The sequence below is a fragment of the Cellulosimicrobium sp. I38E genome (genome assembly GCF_001647255.1).
In the GTDB taxonomy this organism is placed as follows: Bacteria; Actinomycetota; Actinomycetes; order Actinomycetales; family Cellulomonadaceae; genus Cellulosimicrobium; species Cellulosimicrobium cellulans_E.
Genome location: NZ_LUAZ01000026.1, coordinates 1 through 20,660, shown reverse-complemented (window position 1 = coordinate 20,660; position 20,660 = coordinate 1). Strand labels below are relative to the sequence as shown.

The following is a 20,660-nucleotide window of genomic DNA, read 5'->3' as shown; positions in this document are numbered from 1 at the left end:
GCTTGACGATATGTCAATATCGGCGATTCTTCACAGCGTTCTAGTTGGAAATCTCGCTCTCCGCGGCGCGAGGGTGGAAGGAACACGAGGCCACCGCCGACCCTTGGGAGCGCCCCCGATGAGCACAGCCGCCCGCACCGACCACCCGCGCCGTACGCGGTCCGCCGCCCTGCTCGACGACGTCGAGACCGACCTCGTCGGGCTGCGCGCGACGTCCGGCTCGGCCTCCGCGCTCGGGAGCGGCGACCCGCGCCCGCGCGACGCCCGCGCGTGGGTCCGGGAGATCGCGAACCTCACCGAGCCGGACGCGATCGTGTGGTGCGACGGCTCCGCGGCGGAGAAGCAGCGGCTCACCGACCTCCTCGTCGACGCCGGGACCCTGCTCCCCCTCGACCCCGAGCTGCGCCCGGGCAGCTACCTCGCGCGGTCCGACCCGAGCGACGTCGCGCGCGTCGAGTCGCGGACGTTCATCTGCTCGCGCGCCGAGGTCGACGCCGGCCCGACGAACAACTGGCGCGAGCCCGAGGCCATGCGCGCCGAGCTGCGTGACGTCTTCGAGGGCTCCATGCGCGGCCGGACCATGTACGTCGTCCCGTTCTCGATGGGCCCGGTGGGCGGACCGATCTCGCAGGTCGGCATCGAGGTCACCGACTCGCCGTACGTCGTCGTGAGCATGGGGATCATGACGCGCGTCGGCCAGGAGGTCATGGACCTCATCGACGCCGGCGCCCCGTTCGTCCCGGCCGTCCACTCGGTCGGCGCACCGCTCGTCGACGACACGGGCGCGGTCGCCGACGACGTGCCGTGGCCGTGCAACGACACCAAGTACATCGTCCAGTTCCCCGAGACGCGCGAGATCTGGTCGTACGGCTCCGGGTACGGCGGCAACGCGCTGCTCGGCAAGAAGTGCTTCGCGCTGCGCATCGCGTCGGCCATGGCGCGCGACGAGGGCTGGCTCGCCGAGCACATGCTGCTCATCCGCGCGACGTCGCCCGAGGGCCGCGCCTACCACCTCGCCGCCGCGTTCCCCTCGGCGTGCGGCAAGACGAACCTCGCGATGCTGCGCCCGACGATCCCGGGCTGGACGGTCGAGACGATCGGCGACGACATCGCCTGGCTGCGCCCCGGCCCCGACGGCCGCCTGCGCGCGATCAACCCCGAGGCCGGGTTCTTCGGCGTCGCGCCGGGGACCGGCGTCGAGACGAACCCCGCCGCGGTCGAGACCTTCGCGCGCGACACGATCTTCACCAACGTCGCGCTGACCGACGACGGCGACGTGTGGTGGGAGGGCCTGACGCCCGAGCCGCCCGCGCACCTGATCGACTGGACCGGTGAGGACTGGACGCCCGACTCCGGCCGTCCCGCCGCGCACCCGAACTCCCGGTTCACCGTGTCCGCCGCGCAGTGCCCCACGATCGCCGACTCGTGGGAGGACCCCGACGGCGTCCCGGTCGACGCGATCGTCTTCGGCGGGCGCCGCGCGACCAACGTGCCGCTCGTCGCGCAGGCGTACGGCTGGGAGCACGGCGTGTTCATGGGCGCGACCATCAGCTCCGAGCAGACCGCGGCCGCTGAGGGCACCGTCGGTGCCCTGCGCCGCGACCCCTTCGCGATGCTGCCGTTCTGCGGCTACAACATGGCCGACCACTGGGCGCACTGGCTGCGCGTCGGGGCGTCGCTCGACCCCGACAAGCGACCGAAGATCTTCCAGGTCAACTGGTTCCGCAAGGACGCCGACGGCCGCTTCCTGTGGCCCGGGTTCGGCGAGAACTCGCGCGTGCTCGCGTGGATCGCGGCGCAGGTCGACCGCTCGCGCGGCGTGCGTACCGACTGCGGCGCGGTCAAGAGCCCCGTCGGCCTGCTCCCTGCGCCCGGTGCGCTCGAGCTCGGCGGCCTCCACATGGACGACGGCGACCTCGACGCCCTGTTCGACGTCTCGCCCGAGCAGTGGCTCGCCGAGGCCGAGCTGACCGCGGAGTTCTTCGACACGTTCGGCAACCGCGTCCCCGACGAGCTCTGGGCGCAGCTCGCCCGACTGCGGGACCGGCTCGGCGCCTGACCCGCCGGCCGCACCCGCGCCGCGTCGCCCGCGCTCGGGCGACGCGGCGCGGGACGCATGCCGCCCACGTGCGTGCGCCCGTGCGCGCTCGCACGATGGAGGTGTCGGCTCCAGCAGACGGGCCTCGGTGCAGCACCGTCCGAAGGACCCATCATGATCAGCACGGACCAGATCGAGAGGCTGCTCGCCGGCGGCACCGTCGTCTCGCAGGCCGGTGAGAAGGTCGGCAAGGTCGGCCAGGTCTTCCTCGACGACCACAGCGGCGAGCCCGAGTGGGTGACGGTCAAGACCGGCCTGTTCGGCACCGCCGAGTCCTTCGTGCCCCTCGCGGACGCGGACGTCCAGGGCGACGAGATCCGCGTCCCGTACACCAAGGACACCGTCAAGGGCGCTCCTCGGGTCGACGACTCCGAGGGACACCTCTCGCTCGACGAGGAGGCGGAGCTCTACCGCTACTACGGAAGGCGCTCGACCTCCGCCGACGCCGACCCCTCCCACGACGAGAGCTCCCGACGGGAAGGCGCCGCGAGCGAGGGTGTCGCGAGCGACGGCGCAGCGGACGACGAGGGTGTGGTCGGCAGGCACGCCGCCGGTCCCCCCACGGACGACGCAGCCGCCGCACCCGGCGGCCCCCGTCCCGCTCCGGGGGCCGCCCCGGGCGACACGTACCGCCTGCGTCGGTACGTCGTCACCGAGTACATCGCCGAGGCCGTCCCGGCCGACGCGGTCCCTCCGGCGCCGGAGCCTCGTGAGGCGAGCGCCACGGGAGACGCATCCACAGGAGACGCATCCACAGGAGACGCATCCCGAGAGGAGCACCGGCCATGAGCACCAGCTACGGGGCCACCCCGCCCCAGAACGACCCCCGCGACCCCGACCGGCGGGACGACCGCGTCGGAGCGGACCGTGCCGGCGACGAGCGCGCCGCGTCCGGACCCGTGGCACGCGACCGCGAGTCCGTCGTGGCACGCGAGAAGGAGGAGTACGGCGGCATCAAGCTCGGCTCCGCCTTCTTCGGCTGGCTCACCGCCACCGGGACCGCCGTCATCCTCACCGCCCTGGCCGCCGCTGCAGGGGCGGCGTTCGGCCTCTCCGGCACCACCGACGCCCAGGAGGCCGTCGACCAGGCGGCCGAGAACGCCGAGACGATCGGCATCGTCGGCGGCATCGTGCTGGTGGTCGTCCTCTTCGTCGCCTACTACTGCGGCGGGTACGTCGCGGGCCGCATGGCGCGCTTCGACGGCGCGAAGCAGGGCCTCGCGGTGTGGCTGTGGGCCGTGGTCATCGCGATCGTGCTCGCCCTCCTGGGCCTCGTGGCGGGCAGCCAGTACAACGTGCTGTCGCAGCTCAACACGTTCCCCCAGATCCCGGTGAGCGCGAGCGACCTCACGACCGGCGGCGTCATCGCCCTCGTCGCGGCCGCCGTGGTGAGCCTCGTCGGCGCCGTCCTCGGCGGTATCGCGGGCATGCGCTTCCACCGCAAGGTCGACCGGGCCGGCCTGGACGTCTGACGACGGCGGTGTCGCCGCCCCGACCGAGACACCGCGGGTCGAGCGCTGCGCACGAGAGGGCAGCGCTCGACCCGGAGCTCATCACCGGGTCCGACCCGCGAGCTCGTGCGTCAGTACGACGTGCCCATGAGGTCGTGGACGTCGGCGAGGGTGCGGTCGGCGACGGCGTTCGCGCGCGCGTTGCCCTCCCGGAGCACGTCGAGAGGGTCGGGGCCGTCGCCGGCGGCGAGCGCCCGCCGCCGGGCGCGCAGGGGCCGCAGGTGCTCGACGAGCGCTTCGGTCACCACGTGCTTGAGCCGGCCCGCGCCCGCCGCGCCGACCTCGTCCGCGAGCGCCTCCGGCGTCGTCCCCGCGGCGAACGCGCCGAGCGTGAGGAGATTCGCGACCTCCGGCCGACGCTCGGGCTCGTAGGTGACGTGGCGCTCGGAGTCGGTGCGGTGGCGGCGCACGAAGCGCGCGGTGGCGTCCTCGTCGTCGCGCAGCTCGAGCGCGTTGCCGGCGGACTTGCTCATCTTGCGGCCGTCGGTGCCGAGTACGGTCGGGACGGGCGCGAGCAGGACGTCGGGCTCGGGGAAGTACGGCTGCGCGGCGGCGTAGCGCTGGTTGAAGCGCCGCGCGATCGTGCGCGTGATCTCCACGTGCGGGAGCTGGTCCTGCCCGCCGGGCACGAGGTTGCCGTGGCAGAACAGGATGTCGGCGGCCTGGTGCACGGGGTAGGTGAACAGCAGGCCGCTCATGGGCCGCCCCTGCCGGACCGCCGCTGCGGCGGCCTCGGCCTTGACCGTCGGGTTGCGCTCGATCTCGGCCGTCGTGACGAGGCTGAGGAACGGGAGCAGGAGCTGGTTGAGGGCGGGGACGGCGGAGTGGGCGAAGATCGTCGTCCGGGCGGGGTCGATCCCGGCGGCCAGGTAGTCGAGGACGACCTCGCGGACGGTGCCGCGCAGGTCGCCGGCGTCGTCGCGGTCGGTGATGACCTGGTAGTCGGCGACGACGAGCACGACCTCCACGCCGTCGTCCTGGAGCCGGACCCGGTTCGCGAGGGTGCCGAGGTAGTGGCCCAGGTGCAGCGCGCCGGTCGGGCGGTCGCCGGTGAGGACGCGGAACCCGGACGGGTCGGCCGCGAGGCGCGCCTCGATCTGCGCGGACCGCTCCCGCGCGGCGGCGACGGACGCGGTCGAGGACGGCGGTGCGGACGAGGGGCCGGACGGCGTGGCAGCGGTCGGACGGGTCGTCTCGGTCGGGTCGAGGGTCGTGGTCATGGCGCTCTCCTTCGGTGGGGAGCCACGCACCACGCCCGGTCGAGGACCGGAGAGGCCCGGACATGACGACGTCCCGGCTGCGGCGCGCAGCTCGGGACGTGGGCAGGACAGGTCACGGCTGCGGGGGCAGCCACCACCAGCTCTGCGTGATCATGCGGCTCACTCTACGCCCGACCGAGCGGCGCCCCGTCCGCCGACGGTGAACGCCGGACGGTCGCCGCCGCCCCCGGCGTTGACCCCACATGGGACCTCTCGACGACTACTCGCGCACCGTCTCCGGCGTCGCGGCACGGGTGATGCCCGCGGTGGCGGCGCTGCGCCTGCGGCACGGCGCGCGCGAGGCGGGCGGCTCGGCCGTGGTGATGACGCCCGACGGGCTGCTGCTGACGAACGCCCACGTGGTCGGCCCCGCGACAGGCGGCACCGCGGCGTTCTCCGACGGCACGACCCGCCCCTTCGACGTCGTCGGCACCGACGCGCTCTCCGACCTGGCGGTCGTGCGCGCCCGCGGCGAGACCCCGGACCCGGTGGCGCTGGGCGACGCCGACGGGCTCGTCGTCGGTCAGCTCGTCGTCGCGATCGGGAGCCCGCTGGGGCTCTCGGGGACGGTGACGGCCGGCGTCGTGAGCGCGCTCGGGCGCTCGCTGCCGACGCGGGACGGGACGGCGGCGCGGATCGTCGAGGACGTGATCCAGACCGACGCCGCGCTCAACCCGGGCAGCTCGGGCGGCGCGCTCGCGACCGCCGACGCGCGCGTCGTCGGGATCAGCACGGCGGTCGCGGGCGTCGGGCTCGGGCTGGCGGTCCCCATGAACGCGACGAGCCGGCGCATCGTCGACGCGCTCGTCCGCGACGGGCGCGTGCGGCGCGCGTACCTGGGCGTCGCGAGCCTGCCGGTCGCCGTCGCGCCCGGCCTGGCCGCACGCACCGGGCACGACCGTGCGCTTCGCGTGGTCCACGTGGTGCCGGGCAGCCCCGCCGACACCGCCGGGCTGCGCGTGGGCGACCTGATGATCCGCGCGGGCGGCGCCGACACGGTCGAGGCGCAGTCGCTCCAACGGCTCATGCTCGACGAGGCGATCGGGCGCCGCCTCGAGATCACCGTGGTCCGCGGCGAGGCGCTGGTCGACGTGGTCACCGAGCCCGTCGAGCTCGGGCGGTCCTGAGCCCCCGGCGTTCGTCGAGCGCGTCCGTCGGGGAGGATGGACCCGTGCCTGAGATCTCCGTCGACAACGTCACCGGTCCCGTCGCCTACCACGCGGAGGGCCCGGTGTGGTGGCCGGGCTGGGGCGGCCTCCGGTACGTGGACATGCTCGCGGGCGACCTCCTGACGCTGCGGCCCGACGGCGTCGTCGACCGCCTCCACGTGGGCGACCACGCGGCCGTGGTGCGGCCGCGGACCGGGGGTGGGTTCGTCGTCGGGCTCGCGCGGTCGGTCGCGGTCGCGGACGGCGACGACGCTCCGGTGCGCACGCTCGCGACGCTCGTCGACGACCCGACCGTCCGCCTCAACGAGGGGGCAGCCGGACCCGACGGCGCGTTCTACGCGGGCGGGCAGGCGGAGGGCGAACGGCCGAGCGCGCTGTACCGGGTGGAGCCCGACGGGTCGTCGCGCGTCGTGCTCGACGGCATCGAGGTGTCGAACGGGCTCGGGTTCTCGCCCGACGGGTCGCGGGCGTACTACGTCGACTCGGCGACGCGGCGCATCGACGTGCTCGACGTCGTCCCGGCCGCGGAGGACCCGCGCGGGCTCGTGCGGCGCCGCCCCTTCGTGGAGATCGACCCCGACGACGGCATGCCCGACGGCCTCACGGTCGACGCCGAGGGCGGCGTCTGGGTGGCGCTGTGGGGCGGCGGGGCCGTCCGGCGGTACTCCCCCGACGGCACGCTCGACGCCGTCGTCCCGCTCCCCGTGTCGCAGGTGAGCGCGTGCACGTTCGGCGGCGACGACCTCGACCGCCTGTTCGTCACGACCTCGCGCCAGGGGCTGGACGACCCCGACGCGGACGAGGCCGCGTCGGGGTCGCTGTTCGTCGCGGACCCGGGGGTCCGGGGGCTCCCGGTTCTCCCGTTCGCGGGCTGACCGGGGCTGCGGGTCCTCAGCGGACGGCGTCGCGCACGCGCTGCTCGGCGCGGCCCAGGCCGTCGATCTCCAGGGTGACGACGTCGCCGTCGCGCAGGTAGGGAAAGCGCCCGGACAGGGCGACGCCCTGCGGGGTGCCGGTGTTGATGAGGTCGCCGGGCTCGAGCACCATGTACTGCGACAGGTGGTGCACGAGGTACGCGACGTCGAAGATCATGTCGGCCGTCGTCGAGTCCTGACGGGCCTCGCCATTGACCCAGGACCGGAGCCCGAGGTTCTGGACGTCCACCTCGTCGGCGGGGACGAGCCACGGGCCGAGCGGGTTGAACGTCTCGCAGCTCTTGCCCTTGGACCACTGACCGCCGGAGACCTTCATCTGGTAGTCGCGCTCGGAGACGTCGTGCGACAGCACGTAGCCCGCGACGTGGTCGAGCGCCTCCGCGGGCGACGACAGGTAGCGCGCCCGGCGACCGATCACGATGCCGAGCTCGACCTCCCAGTCGACGGTCGTCGCGCCGGGCGGCACGAGGACGTCGTCGTACGGGCCGACGACGGTGTTCGAGTGCTTCCAGAAGACGATCGGGACGTCGGGCGGCGTCGAGCCGGACTCGGCGGCGTGCTCCGCGTAGTTCATCCCGACGCACACCACGGCCGTGGGCCGCGCGACCGGTGCGCCGACGCGCAGGTCGTCCGCGCCGTCGAGCACGGGCAGCGCGCCCGCGGCGAGCGCCGCGCGGACCCGGCCGACGCCGTCGGCCGCGAGGAACGCGCCGTCGATCTCGGCGGTGAGCGGGTCGAGGGAGTACACGACCCCGTCCTCGCGGACGGCGGGACGCTCCTGGCCGAGGGGGCCGAGTCGGACGAGCTGCACGGGTGGGTCTCCTAGGTCTGGGAGGGCGAGCGGTCGCCCCGCGGCACGGAGCGGCGCGAGACAGTGTGCGCGTTCTCAGGCGAGGGCGCGCGCGTGGTCCGGGTTGACGATCGACGGCACGGGACGGCCCGCGAGGAAGTCGACGGCGTTGCGGGCGGTGTGCACGGGGAGGTCCTGCATGGCCTCGGGCGAGAACCACGCGGCGTGCGGGGTGAGCAGCACGTTGTCCAGGGTGCGCAGGCGCGAGTCGGCGGGCAGCGGCTCGGTCGCGTAGACGTCGAGAGCGGCCGAGCCCACGTGGCCGGACGCGAGGGCGTCGGCGAGCGCGTCCTCGTCGATGAGCGGCCCGCGGCACGTGTTGACGACCCGCACGCCCGGCTTCGCGGCGGCGAGCGTGCGGGCGTCGAGCAGGTGGCGCGTCGAGGCGGTGAGCGGCGCGTGCAGCGTGATGACGTCGGCGCGCGCGACGGCCTCGTCGATCCCCACGGCCTCGTGCCCGTCGGCGACGACGGCCGCCGCGTCGACGAACGGGTCGTGCACGAGCACGCGGTAGCCGAGCGCCCGGGCGGAGCGCGCCACCTCGGAGCCGATCCGCCCGTACCCGATGACGGCGACGACGGTGCTGGACAGGCGCGCGGCGTGCTGCGCGGTCGGGGCCCACGTGCCGGCGCGCAGCGCGCGGTCGTAGGCGACGAGGCCGCGGTCGAGCGTGAGGATCATCGCGACCGTGTGGCTCGCGACCTCCTCGATGCAGTAGGTCGGGGTGTTCGCGACGGCGACGCCACGCTCGGTAGCGGCCGCGACGTCGACCATGTCGTAGCCGATGCCCATGCGCGAGACCATGCGCACCCCGCCCGGCCCGGCGACGGCGTCGAGCACGCGCGCGGTGATCGGAGCCCACTGCACGACGAGCGCGGAGGGCACGGACCCGCTCGTGGCGGCCTCCCCGACGGCGGCGATCACCTCGTCCTCGGTGCGCGCGGCAGCGCGCACGGCCCGCAGCCCGGCGGCGGTCAGGGTGTCCTCGCACGCGGTCCCGGGCAGGTCGCAGTCGGTGATGACGACGGTGTCGGCTGTCATGCGATGGATGCTATAGCAAATAGCACCCTCGACCAACCCTCGGGCGGGTCGGATGCTATAGCGTGGCCTCATGACCCTTGCCCCGGACGGCGCCCGCCGCCGCCTCGCCCTCGTCACCGGCGCCAGCTCCGGCATCGGCGCCTCCACCGCCCTCCAGCTCGCGCGCGACGGGCACGACGTCTGGCTCACGTACACCGGCGGCGAGGCCGGCGCGCGCGCCACCGCCGCCCGGTGCGAGGAGGAGGGCGCCGCGACGCGCGTCTCGCGTCTCGACCTGCGCGACACCGCGTCCGTCGAGGCGCTCGTCGCCGAGGTCACCGACGACTGGGGACGCCTCGACGTGCTCGTCAACAACGGCGGCGTGTGCCCCTACCGCGCGCTCGACGACATCGAGCTCGACGAGTGGGACCTCGTCATGGAGACCAACGCGCGCGGCACGTTCGTGCTGTCGCGCGCCGCGCTCCCGCTGCTGCGCGCGGGCCGTCCGTCGCCCGCCGGCGCCACGGTCACGCCCGACGAGCGGGCCGCGCGCGACCGCGCGATCGTCAACCTCTCCTCCATCGCGGGCGAGCAGGGCGCGCTCAAGACCGGCGTGCACTACGCCGCGAGCAAGGCCGCGATCCTCGCGATCACGCGCTCCTTCGCGCGCATCCTCGCGAGCGAGGGCATCCGCGTGAACGCCGTGACCCCCGGCCCCGTGACGAGCGCGATCACCGACCAGCTGGCCCCCGACGCCCGCGCCGGGCTCACCGCGTCCATCCCCCTCGGGGACTTCGGCACGCCCGACGACGTCGCGTGGGTCGTCGCGTCGCTCGCCTCCCCGCGCGCTGGGTTCGTCACGGGCGCGACGTACGACGTCAACGGCGGCGTCCGGATCGACTGACCGCCGGTCCACCGGTCCGCCGCGACACTCGCCCACCCCTGCCCGAGGAGGCACCCATGAGCACGTCCCCGTCCGCCGTCGTCACCGCCCAGGTCGACGCGTTCAACGTCCGCGACCTCGACGGCTTCTGCGCGACCTACGCACCCGACGCCGTCGTGATCGGCGTGACCCCCGAGCCGATCGTCGGTCGCGACGCACTGCGCGCGTTCTACGCGAGCCGGTTCGAGGACACCGCGCTGCACTGCGCCATCGACGCGTCCGTGACGTTCGGCGACCGCTGGCTCGTCGCGCGCGAGCTCGTCACGACCTCGAACGGCACCGGCGAGACCATCGCGACGTTCGAGGTCCGCGACGGCCTCATCACCCGGGCAAGCATGGTCAAGGGTTGACACCGTGGTCGAGCGCCCGGGAGGCGCGGCGGTCGAAGAAGCCGAGCAGACCGACCAGCGCCACGCCGCCTCCGAGCACCACGACCCCCGTCGCGCACGCCGTCAGCAGCACGACCTGGCTCCGGGGGACGCCGTCCTCCGCGAGGGGGTCGTCGGCGATCACCCCCACCGCATAGCCCATGACGAGCCCGATGACCACGAGCAGCACGCCCGCTCCCATCAGGACCACGGCACCCCACCGACGCATCGCTCCTCCGCTCCCCGTCCCGGTTCGTCGACAGGTCAGGTTCTCACGGGACCTCCCGGCGGCGTGCCGCCCGCAGACGGGATGGCGTAAGTAAAACGATCGTTGTACGTTGGGGTGATGAGCACGACGCGGGCGAGCATCGTCCTGAGCTCCGAGCGGGTCTTCGACCGGCACGGCTTCGCCGCCACGGGGATGGACCGGCTCACGCAGGAGGCAGGCGTCTCCTCCCGGACGCTGTACAAGCACCTGGGCAGCAAGGACAGTCTCGTCGCGGCGGTCCTGAGCGCCCGTGCCGAGAGGTTCTTCGCGGCGTTCGACGTCCGAGGCGTGGACGCGCTGTTCTCGACCCTCGCGGCGTGGACGGCCTCGGAGGGCGCCCGTGGCTGCCTGTTCCTGCGCGCGCTGGCCGAGACCGGCGGGGACGTCCCCGGCGTCGTCACGGCCGTCGCGGACTACCGCGACCGGCTCGTCGCCCTCGTCCGGCGGGCCGTCGTCGACGACCTCGACCGGGAGGACGAGCTGCTCGCCGAGCAGGTCCTCGTGCTCTTCGAAGGCGCCGTCTCGGCCGCGTCCTACCGCGGTGGCGACGCGCTCGTCGCGGCGCGCGCCGCCGCGACGGCGCTCGTGCGCCTCGCCGGCTGACCGGCGTGGCGACGGGCGCACCGCCCGCACCCCCCGAGAGAGAGGTGGATGAACCCATGACCTCACGACTCCTGACCGTCTTCGCCCACCCGGTCGCCGACTCCTACCCGGCTGCCGTCATGGAGGCGTTCCACGAGCCGTTCCGCGCCGCCGGGCACGACGTCGACGTCCTCGACCTGCACCGCGAGGGGTTCGACCCCCGCTTCACGCCGGAGGACCACGCCCACTTCTGGGGCGGCCCGGTGCCGCAGGAGATCGCCGAGATGCACGCGCGCGTCGAGGCGGCGGACCGGCTCGCGTTCGTCTTCCCCGTGTACTGGTGGGGGATGCCCGCCCTCATGAAGGGCTGGATCGAGCGCGTCTTCACGGGCGGCTGGGCCTACCAGTACGGGAGCGGGGTCCAGGACCGCGGCCGGGAGCCGCTGAGCTCGCTCCTGCGCAGCGTGCCGACCGCCGTGCTCGGCGTGGGCGGGTCCACCCGGCGGACCTACGAGAAGTACGGGTACGACGACGCCATGCGCACGCAGATCGACGTCGGGACGTTCGCCTACTGCGGGCTGGACGACGTGGAGAGCCACCTCGTCTACGACGTCGAGGGCGAGCACAACGCGCCGAACCGCGACGCGGGGCTCCGCCGTGCACGCGAGATCGGCGTCTCCTTCGCCGCACCCGACCGGACCCCGCGCCGCGCGAAGGACGAGCACCTCCGCCGGCGCGGCGTCCTGGCCGCAGGTCAGGCGAGGCCGTAGCGCGCGTCGAGGTCGGGGTCGTGGGGCGGGTTGCCGAACGACGCGGTCCAGGCGCCGTCGGCGGCGATCGACTGGCCGGAGACGTAGCCCGCCTCGTCGGAGAGCAGGAACGCGACGAGCGCGGCGATCTCCGCGGACTCGGCGATGCGCCCGAGCGGCGGTCCCTCCGCGAGCGCGCGCTCCTCGGCGGCCGGGTCGGCGGCGCGGGCGATCTGCGCGTCGAGGTGCGGGGTGCGCACCCCGCCCGGCGCGACGGTGTTGGCGCGGATGCCGTACCGCCCGTACGTCACGGCGACGGACCGCGCGAGCGCGTCGATGCCGCCCTTGGTCAGCTCGTAGGCGGCGTGGTCGGCGAACGCCGCGCGGCCGTGGATCGAGCCGATGTTGACGATCGACCCGCCACTCACCTGGTCGGTGAACGCCTCGACGGCGGCGGCGCAGCCCCACAGGTAGCCGAGGCCGTTGATCTCGACGACGTCGCGCGCGTCCTGCTCGACCTGCGTCGCCCGCTCCGGGTCGGCGAGCGCGTGCAGCGGCGTGCGGACGGTGATGCCCGCGTTGTTGACCCATCCGGCGAGCGGTGCGAGGTCGCGCGCGGCCCGCGCCGCCTCGCGGTGGGTCTCGCGGTCACGGGAGTCCCCCAGCACGACGGCGGCGCACACCCCCTCCTCGACCGTCCTTGAGCCCGGGGTGCGCTCCAGCCCGACGACGGTCCACCCGTCGGCGGTGAGGCGCGCCGCCACGGCGCGGCCGATGCCCTTGCCGCTGCCGGTGACGACGACGCTGCGGTGCTTGTTCGCGGGTCCGGCTGCGGGTCCGGTCACGAGGGTGCCTCCAGGTCGAAGCGGTCGGGGTCGAGCGTGAAGCCCAGGCCGGGCGCGTCGGGCGGGGTGGCGTGGCCGCCGTCGAACACCGGGCCGCCGCGCACGAGCAGCGGCGCGGGGTCGTACGGGTTGCCCGCGGGTGTGCGGTCGAACGTCTCGACGCCGATGCCCGCCGCGCCGCCGAGGTGCACGCTCACCTCCGGGTACACGTGGCTGGAGACCACCATGCCGCGCGCGGCCCACGCGCGCACGAGCGGGTCGGCGACCGTGATGCCGCCGATCGCGACGACGTCGACGCGCGGCACGTCGAGCGCGCCCAGCATCGCCAGGTGCGCGAAGACCTCGGGGTCGGTCACCTCGTCACCGACGGAGAGCGGGAGCCCGGACGCGTCGCGCACGCGCGCGGCGCCGACCGCGTCCTCGGGGAGCAGCGGGTCCTCGAGCCACGCGAGCACGGGCTCGGCGTCGCCGGGCTGTCCCGCCGCGCCCGTGACACCCCACGCGTCGAGGTCCGCGAGCGCCTCGTCCGCGTCGCGCCAGCCGAAGCCCACGTCGACGACGACGCCGCTGCGCCCCGCGACGGTCGGCCGGCCCGTGACGTCGGGCAGCTCGGCGCGCAGGATCGCGAGCAGGTCGCGCATGAGCGCACGGTCGGGCGAGCGCGAGATCTTCAGCAACGGCCACCCGGCGCGCGCGTGCGCGAGCACCTCGTCCGCGACGTCGCGCGCGGTGCGGCCCGGCGTCGGGTAGGCGGCGACGAGGATCGCGGGCCTCGGCGCGGCGACCGCAGCGGGCGACGCGTCGTCGTGTTCGGCCGCTCCCCGGTGCGGGGGCCCGTCGAGGTCCGCGCCGTCGTCGAGCAGGGACCAGACGGGACGACCGGCGAGCCGGCCCGCGAGATCCCACAGTGCGACGTCGACCAGGCCGATCGCGCGCCGCACGAGGCCGACGCGGCCGACGATCGCGGACCCGCGCAGGGCAGCGTCCCACGCGGCGCCGACGCTCTCTCGCGCGGTGACACCGTCGGACGCGACGACCTCGCGGCCCAGGACGTGCGGAGCGACGAGCCGGTCCACGAGCTCGGCCATGGGCGCTTCGCGCGTGAGCGCGTACGACTCGCCGGCGACAGTCCGGCCGCCGTCCGTCTCGGCGACGACGCGCACGCCGACGTACTCGCGACGCTCGACCGTCATCGCGCCGAGGCGCAGCGGCTGCGGCAGCGGGACGACCGTCGTCGCGGTGCGAACGGCGACGACGCGCGCGGTCGTGGCGGCGCCCACGCTCACTCCGGCTTCTTGGCGAGCGGCACGCCGTAGTCGACGAGGAACCCGCCGTCGACGTAGACGGTCTGGCCGACCATGTACGCGGCCTGGTCGGACACGAGCCAGCTCACCGCGTTGCCGATCTCCTCCGGCTGGGCGAGCCGGCGCGCGGGGATGCGCGCGAGGATCGTCTCCTCCGAGAGCGTGCCCTGCGCGACGCCCTGGCGGAACACGCCCGTGTCGATGTACCCGGGGGCGACGGCGTTGACCCGCACGCCGCGCGCGGCCCACTCGGCGCCCGCGGTCGCAGTGAGCCCGATGACGGCGGCCTTGGTCGTCGAGTAGGGCGCCCGGCCCGCGGAGCCGCGGGCCGAGACGGACGAGATGTTGACGACGGCACCACGGCCCGCCGCGAGCATGTGGCGACCCGCGGCCTGGAGGCACGCGAAGACGCCGTGCAGGTTGACGTCCACGACGGCCGACCACTCGTCCCAGGTGAGGTCCTCGAGCGCGCGGTGGCGCTGGATGCCCGCGTTGTTGACGAGCGCGTCGATCCCGCCGAACGCGTCGGCGAGGTCGTCGAACGCGGCGCGCACGGCGGCGTGGTCCGTGACGTCGAGCGGGGCCCACACGAGCCCGGGCGCGTCGGGGACGGCGCCGAGGTCGAGCGCGGGGAGGTCGTGCTGCACGACGTCCGCGCACACGACGCGGAACCCGTCGGCCGCGAGGCGCTCGGCGACGGCGCGGCCGATGCCGGCCGCTCCCCCGGTGACGACGGCGAGCGGGACGCGCGGGGCGTCGGGGGCGGGGGTGGTCACTGGTCCTCCTCGGGGACGGGACGGATCGGGGTCGCGGGTGCGGCGTGCGGTGGTGCGACCGCGCCGGGGGGCCAGGCCGCGGTGGCGGCGAGCACGTCGTCGACGACGGCGCACGCGTGCCGCTCCAGGCGTTCGAGCGAGCCCGGCGCGAGCGGCGACTGCCAGGCCTGGTAGGCGCCGACGTCGTACGCCTCGCGCGTGGGCAGGTAGACGAAGCCGGGGCCGTTGGTGAGGTTCGCGACGACGACGGGCCGCGCCCCGGCGTGGGCGCGCACCGTGCGCTGGAGGCGCGAGTACGCCTCGCCGGGGTGCGCGACGAGCAGCGCCTCGCCCACGCGCCACACCCACGTGGGGTGCGGAACCGTCGGGCCGGTGACGTAGCCGTCGCGCAGGTTCCGCGCGCGGCGCAGGCGTTCCTCGCGCGAGCGCGGGTCGATGCCGGCCCACTCGGCCTCGAGCTCGTCCCACGTCGGGAGGTCGCGCAGGTCGAGCGTGACGGGCTCCTCCACCGCGGCGAGCGTGCGGGCGTCGGGACGGGCGTCGGTGCCGGTGAGCGCGGCCGACGGCGCGGGCTCCCACACGGCGAGCGGCGCGCCGGACTCGACGACGTGGGTCAGCTCGAGCTCCGTGCCCGGCGGCGGGAGCTCGGCGAGCGCCGCGAGCACGGCGTGGCCGAGCGACGTGCCGTGCCGGTCGGCCACGGCGGTGTCGCCCGTGTACTGCTCGCGCGGGGCGAGCTCGCCCGACGCGCCCTGGAGGAACGCGACGGGGGCGGCCGTCTCGCGCTCGACGAGGTCGCGCATGGCGCCCACGTAGTCGGGCGAGACGAGCCGGTTCTGCCAGGCGAGCGTCGTCGGGTGGCACGCGTAGTTGACGATCGTGGCGAGGGTGACGGGGTCGCCCTCGGGCGCGACGCCGTCGGGCCGGGTGTCCGGGGCGCCGAGGGCGGGGCGCGTCGTGAGGCGCCCGACGACGACCGTGTCGTCCGCGAGGTCGGCGCCGGGCGAGCGTGGGGTGCCGGCGTCGGGGTTGAAGCCGACGAGCGGGCGCGGGGCGCTTCCCGCGACGGTCCCCGCGTCCCCGCCGGCGCAGCCGTCGAGCAGCGCCTCGCGGTTGGACGCGAGGCCGCAGCGCCCGGTCGTCCACTCGAGGGTCGCGGGTCGGAGCGACGCGATCGCCTCCACGGCGGCGTCGGCCGCGGCGCGCGCGAGATCCCGCAGGTACGCGACGCCGCGGTCGCCGCCCGGGAGGTCGGCGTCGCCCGAGCACAGGACGGGCCCGGCGTGCGTGTGGGAGAGCGAGACGAGCAGGCGCTCGACGGGCAGGCCGGTCGCGTCGAGGACGGTCGTGCGCAGCGTCGCCTCGTCGTCGACCCGGCGCCACCACGTGCCGTCGACCGTCACGAGGACGAGCGGGTCGGAGGCGCCGTCGGCCGGGGTGCGCTCCTCGGCGAGCGCGACCGCCGTGAGCGTCATGGCGCGGTGCGCGCCCTCGGAGACGTCCCAGTCCGCCGGGCCCCAGTTGCGCGCCCGGATGCCCGGGGCGGGTGTCACGTCGCGGACGGCGACGCCCGCCAGGCCGACGAACGCGGGGACGGGGGCCCGCGTGTGCAGGGCGACCATCGCACCTCCTCTGGGCTCGGGAGTGCCGATGCTATAGCATGTTGCTCGGTCGACACGTCCGACCAGGGACGGCGCCGTGGCCGCTATCCTTCGGGGCGTCCGACCGACGACGATCCGAGCCCGCCGCCCCCACGACACCACGGAGAAGCCATGGCGCTCAAGAGCGTGCCGGACCAGAACGTCGCCGACCGGGTGACGGTCGAGCTGCGCGAGGCGATCTTCAGCGGCGACCTCGCGCCGGGCGAGCGGCTCGTCGAGCGCAAGCTCGCCGAGCGCCTCGGCACGAGCCACATCCCCGTCCGCGAGGCGCTCACGCGGCTCACGCAGGAGGGCCTCGTCGAGCGTCTCCCGCACCGCGGCGCGCGGGTCGCCGCCCTCACGAGCCGCGACCTCGAGGAGATCTCGAGCCTGCGCACGCTGCTCGAGCAGTTCGCCGTCGTGCGGGTCCAGGACGCGTGGGACCCCGCCAAGGAGGCGAGGCTGCGCAAGACCGTGCAGCAGATGGTCCAGGCGGCGGAGAAGGGCAGCAACGCGCGCGTCTTCGAGCTCGACCGGCGCTTCCACGAGCAGCTCTGGGAGATGGCCGACCACCGCATGCTCATGACGCTCAACGCGCAGCTCCGCAGCCGCATCACCGGCTTCCTGCGCGCCGCGAACGCCGCGCTCGAGCCCGAGGCGCGCGTCGCGCACGCCCGCACCCACGAGCTCATCGTCGACGCCATCGCGGGCGGCGACCCGGAGGCGGCGCAGCGCGTCATGGCCGAGCACATCGGCGAGGCCGCAGCCCGCCTCGCGAGCCACACCGAGGACGAGGCGGAGCCCGCCGTCGGGGCCTGAGCCCGCGCCGCCCGCCGGTGGCGCGTCGCGCCCGGCCGTCACAGCCCGGCGCGACTCCCGGTCGACCTGAGGAGGATGCACCCGCATCCACCGATCTCAGGGAGGCACCACATGGCTCGCATCATCGTCGTCGGCGGCACCGGGCACGTCGGCTCGCGCGTCGTCGAGAAGCTCACCGCGCACGGGCACGACGCCGTCGCCGCATCACGCCGCACGGGCGTCGACGCGTACACCGGCGCAGGGCTGACGGAGGCGCTGGCCGGCGCCGACGTCGTCGTCGACACCACCCAGGCGCCGTCGTACGTCCCCGACGAGGTCCGGGAGTACTTCGCCACGTCGACCGCGAACCTCGTCGCGGCGGAGAAGGCGGCGGGCGTCCGCCACCACGTCGCGCTCACCATCGTGGGCACCGACCGCCCGCAGGGCATCGGCTACTTCCACGGCAAGGCCGAGCAGGAGCGCGTCGTCCGCGAGTCGGGAGTGCCGTACTCGCTCGTCCACGCGACCCAGTTCTTCGAGTTCACCCCCGCGATCATCGGCACGGCGGCGCACGGGGACACCGTGCGGGTGTCGTCGGCGTCGATCCAGCCGATCGCCGCCGAGGACGTCGCGACCGCCGTCGCGCGGATCGCCGTCGGAGAGCCCGTGGGCGACGTCGAGATCGCCGGCCCGGAGGTCCTCGCGATCGGCGACCTCGTGCGCCGGACGCTCGCGGCGCAGGGCGACGGGCGCGAGGTCGTCACGGCGGACGACGCGCCGTACTTCGGGGCGCTGATCGAGGACCGCACGCTCGTGGCCGTGGACGGTGCGCAGATCTTCGGGACGCGCCTGGAGGACTGGCTCGCCGCGCAGGCAGCCTGACGGTGCACCCCGGGTGGCGGCACGCCGCCGCCCGGGGTGTCGTGCGTGCCCAGCCCGGCCCGCACGGTCCGTCGCGTCGCACGCCGACGGTCGTCCCGCGACCCTACTTTTGCTATAGCATCCCGTCAACACCGGCTCGCGACCCTGGACGGCCATGCACCTGCGCACCGCCACGCCCGACGACGTCCCCTCCCTCTACGCGCTGTGGGACCGCGCGTTCGACGCGCCGCTCATGGTGCCGGTCTACGAGACCGACGACGGTCGGCTCGACCGCACGCACGTCGCCGTCGACCCGCTCCACGGCGGGGTGGTCGGCTCGGTGTACTGGACGCCGCGCGAGGTCGCCGGGCCGGACGGCGGCACGCTGCGGGCCGGCGGCGTCGCCAACGTCGCGACCGCCCCTGAAGCCCGCGGCCGGGGCCTCGTCCGGGCGCTGCTCTCCCGGGCCGTCGAGCAGATGGAGCGGGCCGGCACGCACGTCGCGCTGCTGTTCACCGGCACCCCCGACGTCTACCGGTCGAGCGGCTTCGAGACGTTCGACGTGCCGCTCCGGCGCGGCGTTCCACGGACGCTCGGCGACGCCGCGACCCACACGGTGGACGACCTCGCCGCCGAGTCGTTCCGCCCCCACACTCCCCGCGACGCGCCGTCCGGGCCGGGGGCTCCGCCGTCGGGCTCGGAGGACGACGCACCCCTGACCGTCCGCACCGACCGCCTGCCCGGCGTCCCATGGCCGGCATGGTCCGTCGCGCTCGGGTGGGAGCAGCTCGCCGCGCCGCACGACAGGTTCGACGCCGCGGGCGGCGGACCACGCCCCCTCACCACCCGGCGCACCGCCGAGCACTGGGAGCGCCGCGTCCCGCTCTGGTACTCCGGCGCCGAGGTGTTCACCGCGCGGGCTGCCGACGGGGAGGTCGTGGGCTACCTCGCCCTCGAACCCGGGCCGGGCGTCCTGAAGGTCCGCGAGCTCGGCGTCGACCCGACGGCGGAGCGCGCCGGCGAGGTCGTCGACGCTCTTGCGCGCACGACGCTCCAGCGGGCGCGCCTCCACCGCTCCCCCGTCGTCGAGGTTCGCCTGCCCGCGCACCCGCTCACCGAGCGCTTCACCGCGGCGGTCCTCGACGCGCCGACGCCGGGGACGGACACGACCGGGATGCTCCGTCCGGTTCGCGCGGGGACCGACGTCGTCGCTCGTCTGCGGGAGGCCGCCGCAGCCGGGATGGGCTTTCATTGGCCGGGCGACTACCTCTGATCCTGGGGCCGCCGCAGGGGTGTCACGGATCCGGGCTGAAGACCGGTCGACCGCGACGCCCTGTCCGGACCGCCAGTTCGCCGTCCGCACGCTCGCCGCTATGTTCTCGGTCATGCCTTCCGTTCGAGCCCGCCAGGCGATCGCCGCCTCGATCGCCGCGGTCGTGTACGTGCTCTTGGCGTGCGCGGCAGTCGTCGCCGTGTGGTCCGGGATCTCGGGCACCGTCAACAGCTGGCAGGCGCAGCACGACGGCGAGGTCGGCACGTTCACGCCGGTCGAGCAGCACTGCAGCTCGAACCGTGGCACCCCGTCCTGCCGCTGGACCGGCACGTGGGAGCCCGAGGCCAGGGACCGCGTCATCAAGGACGTGCTCCTCGACGAGAGCCTCGGGACCGCAGAAGGCGACCCGCCTCCTGGTCCGGTCCATCCCACCCTCCACCACGACGCCTTGTCAGACCCGCAGGTCGTCTATCGGCCAGGTGATCGCACCTGGCTCCTGACCCCGGCTGTGACCACGGTCTTCCTCGGAGGCAGCGCCTACCTCGCCTGGAAGACGCACAGGTGGTCGCGCCGGGCGGCGGCAGCTGCGGCTCGACGAACCGGGCCGGGCAGGCACCGCACCGCCGCCTGACCCACCCGGGCGGCGTCCTCGAGGGAAGACGAGCGCCCCGGGCCGATGGTCAAGCGCCTGCCGGTCACCTGGCCTCCGTGCTCGTGGGGCACAGGTGTCGAGCGACGGCCGTGCCACACTTCCGGCCATGGCCGATCGCGAACCCGACGAGCCGTCGGGATGGTACGAGAGCTGGTTGCGAGACGTGGCCGGTGGGGCGCCGGTCCGCACAGGGCCGCTCTTCCTCGGCTGGGTGGGGGTCGTCTCCGTCGTCGCGGCGGTCGTGTACCTGACGGGAGGCCGGAGCGAGCCGGCATACATGGCTCCGATCGGAGTCGTCTCCCTCCTCTACTGGTCCCTCGCGGTGCCCGCCTACGTGGCCAAGCGCCACCGCGGCCGATGAGCGATCACAGGTCGGGTCGGGCAGCGGCTCGCAGGTCGGCGCGTCGCCACCCTGGCCCTGAACCGCGATCACACGAGCGGTCCGCGCAGGTCGCGTCGCATTTTGCTATGGCATTCAGGGGCCGCTCACACTCTCTCTGACCTGCATCGACACGCATCAGCCATCTCTTGACGATGCCATAGCATTTGGCTACTCTCCGAGAGTCCGGTTCACCGTCGCAACGACGCGCACGAACCCGCTGACCCCGACCCAGCACCGGAACCGCACGACCCCCGCAGCACCGCTCCCCCGGAACACCCCGCAGCCCCGGGCCGCCGGAGCCTTCGCGTCGCCCGCCCGCACGGCGTCCTCCCGACGTCCCGAAGGGTGCCCGAGTTGTCCACTCCCCGATCCCAGAC

The 20,660-nt window shown here is 74.8% G+C and carries 22 protein-coding genes; 14 read left to right on the top strand and 8 right to left on the bottom strand.

Annotated features, from left to right (window positions below; genetic code table 11):
* The first annotated feature begins 118 nt into the window (after positions 1-118).
* The 3 genes from A0J59_RS09365 (at position 119) to A0J59_RS09355 (ending at position 3,570) form a co-directional block, all read left to right on the top strand.
* The gene (locus A0J59_RS09365; RefSeq protein WP_053369544.1) at positions 119-2,059 is read left to right on the top strand and encodes a phosphoenolpyruvate carboxykinase (GTP); all 1,941 of its coding nucleotides are present in this window, start codon (positions 119-121) and stop codon (positions 2,057-2,059) included.
* A gap of 153 nt (positions 2,060-2,212) precedes the next feature.
* The gene (locus A0J59_RS09360; RefSeq protein WP_064315932.1) at positions 2,213-2,887 is read left to right on the top strand and encodes a PRC-barrel domain-containing protein; all 675 of its coding nucleotides are present in this window, start codon (positions 2,213-2,215) and stop codon (positions 2,885-2,887) included.
* Positions 2,884-3,570, top strand: a complete 687-nt coding sequence (locus tag A0J59_RS09355) for a hypothetical protein (protein ID WP_047231517.1) — start codon at positions 2,884-2,886, stop codon at positions 3,568-3,570. Before A0J59_RS09360 ends, A0J59_RS09355 begins: the two co-directional genes overlap by 4 nt.
* Before the next feature lie 110 nt (positions 3,571-3,680).
* Here A0J59_RS09355 and trpS read toward each other — a convergent pair whose 3' ends face one another.
* Positions 3,681-4,829, bottom strand: coding sequence for a tryptophan--tRNA ligase (trpS, locus tag A0J59_RS09350; protein ID WP_064315931.1), 1,149 nt, complete (start codon positions 4,827-4,829; stop codon positions 3,681-3,683).
* 242 nt (positions 4,830-5,071) lie between these two features.
* Between trpS and A0J59_RS09345 the strand changes: the two genes are divergently transcribed.
* Positions 5,072-5,995, top strand: a complete 924-nt coding sequence (locus A0J59_RS09345; RefSeq protein WP_053369541.1) for a S1C family serine protease — start codon at positions 5,072-5,074, stop codon at positions 5,993-5,995.
* Between the two features lie 44 nt (positions 5,996-6,039).
* Positions 6,040-6,912 carry an SMP-30/gluconolactonase/LRE family protein gene (locus A0J59_RS09340; RefSeq protein WP_369799762.1) on the top strand — a complete coding sequence of 291 codons (873 nt, stop codon included), beginning with the start codon at positions 6,040-6,042 and terminating at the stop codon, positions 6,910-6,912.
* A 16-nt stretch (positions 6,913-6,928) separates the two neighbouring features.
* On the opposite strand, the gene A0J59_RS09335 is transcribed toward A0J59_RS09340, so the two are convergent.
* Positions 6,929-7,783: a fumarylacetoacetate hydrolase family protein gene (locus A0J59_RS09335; protein ID WP_053369540.1), complete on the bottom strand. Its 855-nt coding sequence runs from the start codon at positions 7,781-7,783 to the stop codon at positions 6,929-6,931.
* A 75-nt stretch (positions 7,784-7,858) separates the two neighbouring features.
* Positions 7,859-8,863: a C-terminal binding protein gene (locus tag A0J59_RS09330; protein ID WP_064315930.1), complete on the bottom strand. Its 1,005-nt coding sequence runs from the start codon at positions 8,861-8,863 to the stop codon at positions 7,859-7,861.
* A gap of 70 nt (positions 8,864-8,933) precedes the next feature.
* On the opposite strand from A0J59_RS09330, the gene A0J59_RS09325 reads away from it, so the two are divergent.
* Entirely contained in the window at positions 8,934-9,746 is an 813-nt protein-coding gene (locus A0J59_RS09325) for an SDR family NAD(P)-dependent oxidoreductase (protein WP_047231512.1), read from the top strand.
* A 56-nt stretch (positions 9,747-9,802) separates the two neighbouring features.
* Positions 9,803-10,135, top strand: a complete 333-nt coding sequence (locus A0J59_RS09320; protein WP_064315929.1) for a nuclear transport factor 2 family protein — start codon at positions 9,803-9,805, stop codon at positions 10,133-10,135.
* Here the strand turns inward: A0J59_RS09320 and A0J59_RS09315 are convergent.
* Positions 10,125-10,364, bottom strand: a complete 240-nt coding sequence (locus tag A0J59_RS09315; RefSeq protein ID WP_156532931.1) for a hypothetical protein — start codon at positions 10,362-10,364, stop codon at positions 10,125-10,127. The two genes, A0J59_RS09320 and A0J59_RS09315, sit on opposite strands and share 11 nt — an antisense overlap.
* A gap of 135 nt (positions 10,365-10,499) precedes the next feature.
* Here A0J59_RS09315 and A0J59_RS09310 point away from each other — a divergent pair, with 135 nt between their 5' ends.
* Entirely contained in the window at positions 10,500-11,024 is a 525-nt protein-coding gene (locus A0J59_RS09310; protein ID WP_064315927.1) for a TetR/AcrR family transcriptional regulator, read from the top strand.
* Between the two features lie 56 nt (positions 11,025-11,080).
* Positions 11,081-11,773: an NAD(P)H-dependent oxidoreductase gene (locus A0J59_RS09305; protein WP_064315926.1), complete on the top strand. Its 693-nt coding sequence runs from the start codon at positions 11,081-11,083 to the stop codon at positions 11,771-11,773.
* Here the strand turns inward: A0J59_RS09305 and A0J59_RS09300 are convergent.
* From A0J59_RS09300 to A0J59_RS09285, 4 genes are read right to left on the bottom strand one after another with little or no spacing between them, the layout of a single operon-like run.
* On the bottom strand, positions 11,758-12,597 hold the full coding sequence (locus tag A0J59_RS09300) for an SDR family NAD(P)-dependent oxidoreductase (protein ID WP_064315925.1): 840 nt from the start codon (positions 12,595-12,597) through the stop codon (positions 11,758-11,760). The genes A0J59_RS09305 and A0J59_RS09300 overlap by 16 nt on opposite strands.
* Positions 12,594-13,883 (bottom strand): enolase C-terminal domain-like protein, encoded by a 1,290-nt coding sequence (locus A0J59_RS09295; protein ID WP_255365110.1) that lies wholly within the window; start codon positions 13,881-13,883, stop codon positions 12,594-12,596. The genes A0J59_RS09300 and A0J59_RS09295 overlap by 4 nt, the downstream gene beginning before the upstream one ends.
* Positions 13,880-14,677, bottom strand: a complete 798-nt coding sequence (locus A0J59_RS09290; RefSeq protein WP_047231507.1) for an SDR family NAD(P)-dependent oxidoreductase — start codon at positions 14,675-14,677, stop codon at positions 13,880-13,882. The genes A0J59_RS09295 and A0J59_RS09290 overlap by 4 nt, the downstream gene beginning before the upstream one ends.
* Positions 14,674-16,299 (bottom strand): hypothetical protein, encoded by a 1,626-nt coding sequence (locus A0J59_RS09285; RefSeq protein ID WP_064315924.1) that lies wholly within the window; start codon positions 16,297-16,299, stop codon positions 14,674-14,676. The genes A0J59_RS09290 and A0J59_RS09285 overlap by 4 nt, the downstream gene beginning before the upstream one ends.
* Before the next feature lie 150 nt (positions 16,300-16,449).
* On the opposite strand from A0J59_RS09285, the gene A0J59_RS09280 reads away from it, so the two are divergent.
* The 5 genes from A0J59_RS09280 (at position 16,450) to A0J59_RS09260 (ending at position 20,262) form a co-directional block, all read left to right on the top strand.
* Positions 16,450-17,136, top strand: a complete 687-nt coding sequence (locus A0J59_RS09280; protein WP_047231506.1) for a GntR family transcriptional regulator — start codon at positions 16,450-16,452, stop codon at positions 17,134-17,136.
* A 111-nt stretch (positions 17,137-17,247) separates the two neighbouring features.
* Complete coding sequence (locus A0J59_RS09275; protein ID WP_053369534.1) at positions 17,248-17,997, top strand: SDR family oxidoreductase; 750 nt, start codon at positions 17,248-17,250, stop codon at positions 17,995-17,997.
* A 154-nt stretch (positions 17,998-18,151) separates the two neighbouring features.
* Positions 18,152-19,249 carry a GNAT family N-acetyltransferase gene (locus A0J59_RS09270; RefSeq protein ID WP_064315923.1) on the top strand — a complete coding sequence of 366 codons (1,098 nt, stop codon included), beginning with the start codon at positions 18,152-18,154 and terminating at the stop codon, positions 19,247-19,249.
* Between the two features lie 112 nt (positions 19,250-19,361).
* Entirely contained in the window at positions 19,362-19,880 is a 519-nt protein-coding gene (locus A0J59_RS09265) for a hypothetical protein (RefSeq protein WP_156532929.1), read from the top strand.
* Positions 19,881-20,007: 127 nt separating this feature from the next.
* Positions 20,008-20,262 carry a hypothetical protein gene (locus tag A0J59_RS09260; protein WP_064315921.1) on the top strand — a complete coding sequence of 85 codons (255 nt, stop codon included), beginning with the start codon at positions 20,008-20,010 and terminating at the stop codon, positions 20,260-20,262.
* Positions 20,263-20,660: the final 398 nt, after the last annotated feature.

Bases quoted from the DNA above. Each gene is read 5' to 3' on its own strand.
- A0J59_RS09365 (WP_053369544.1), top strand. From the start codon at position 119: ATGAGCACAGCCGCCCGCACCGACCACCCGCGCCGTACGCGGTCCGCC.
- A0J59_RS09360 (WP_064315932.1), top strand. From the start codon at position 2,213: ATGATCAGCACGGACCAGATCGAGAGGCTGCTCGCCGGCGGCACCGTC.
- A0J59_RS09355 (WP_047231517.1), top strand. From the start codon at position 2,884: ATGAGCACCAGCTACGGGGCCACCCCGCCCCAGAACGACCCCCGCGAC.
- trpS (WP_064315931.1), bottom strand. From the start codon at position 4,829: ATGACCACGACCCTCGACCCGACCGAGACGACCCGTCCGACCGCTGCC.
- A0J59_RS09345 (WP_053369541.1), top strand. From the start codon at position 5,072: ATGGGACCTCTCGACGACTACTCGCGCACCGTCTCCGGCGTCGCGGCA.
- A0J59_RS09330 (WP_064315930.1), bottom strand. From the start codon at position 8,863: ATGACAGCCGACACCGTCGTCATCACCGACTGCGACCTGCCCGGGACC.
- A0J59_RS09325 (WP_047231512.1), top strand. From the start codon at position 8,934: ATGACCCTTGCCCCGGACGGCGCCCGCCGCCGCCTCGCCCTCGTCACC.
- A0J59_RS09320 (WP_064315929.1), top strand. From the start codon at position 9,803: ATGAGCACGTCCCCGTCCGCCGTCGTCACCGCCCAGGTCGACGCGTTC.
- A0J59_RS09310 (WP_064315927.1), top strand. From the start codon at position 10,500: ATGAGCACGACGCGGGCGAGCATCGTCCTGAGCTCCGAGCGGGTCTTC.
- A0J59_RS09305 (WP_064315926.1), top strand. From the start codon at position 11,081: ATGACCTCACGACTCCTGACCGTCTTCGCCCACCCGGTCGCCGACTCC.
- A0J59_RS09285 (WP_064315924.1), bottom strand. From the start codon at position 16,299: ATGGTCGCCCTGCACACGCGGGCCCCCGTCCCCGCGTTCGTCGGCCTG.
- A0J59_RS09280 (WP_047231506.1), top strand. From the start codon at position 16,450: ATGGCGCTCAAGAGCGTGCCGGACCAGAACGTCGCCGACCGGGTGACG.
- A0J59_RS09275 (WP_053369534.1), top strand. From the start codon at position 17,248: ATGGCTCGCATCATCGTCGTCGGCGGCACCGGGCACGTCGGCTCGCGC.
- A0J59_RS09270 (WP_064315923.1), top strand. From the start codon at position 18,152: ATGCACCTGCGCACCGCCACGCCCGACGACGTCCCCTCCCTCTACGCG.
- A0J59_RS09265 (WP_156532929.1), top strand. From the start codon at position 19,362: ATGCCTTCCGTTCGAGCCCGCCAGGCGATCGCCGCCTCGATCGCCGCG.
- A0J59_RS09260 (WP_064315921.1), top strand. From the start codon at position 20,008: ATGGCCGATCGCGAACCCGACGAGCCGTCGGGATGGTACGAGAGCTGG.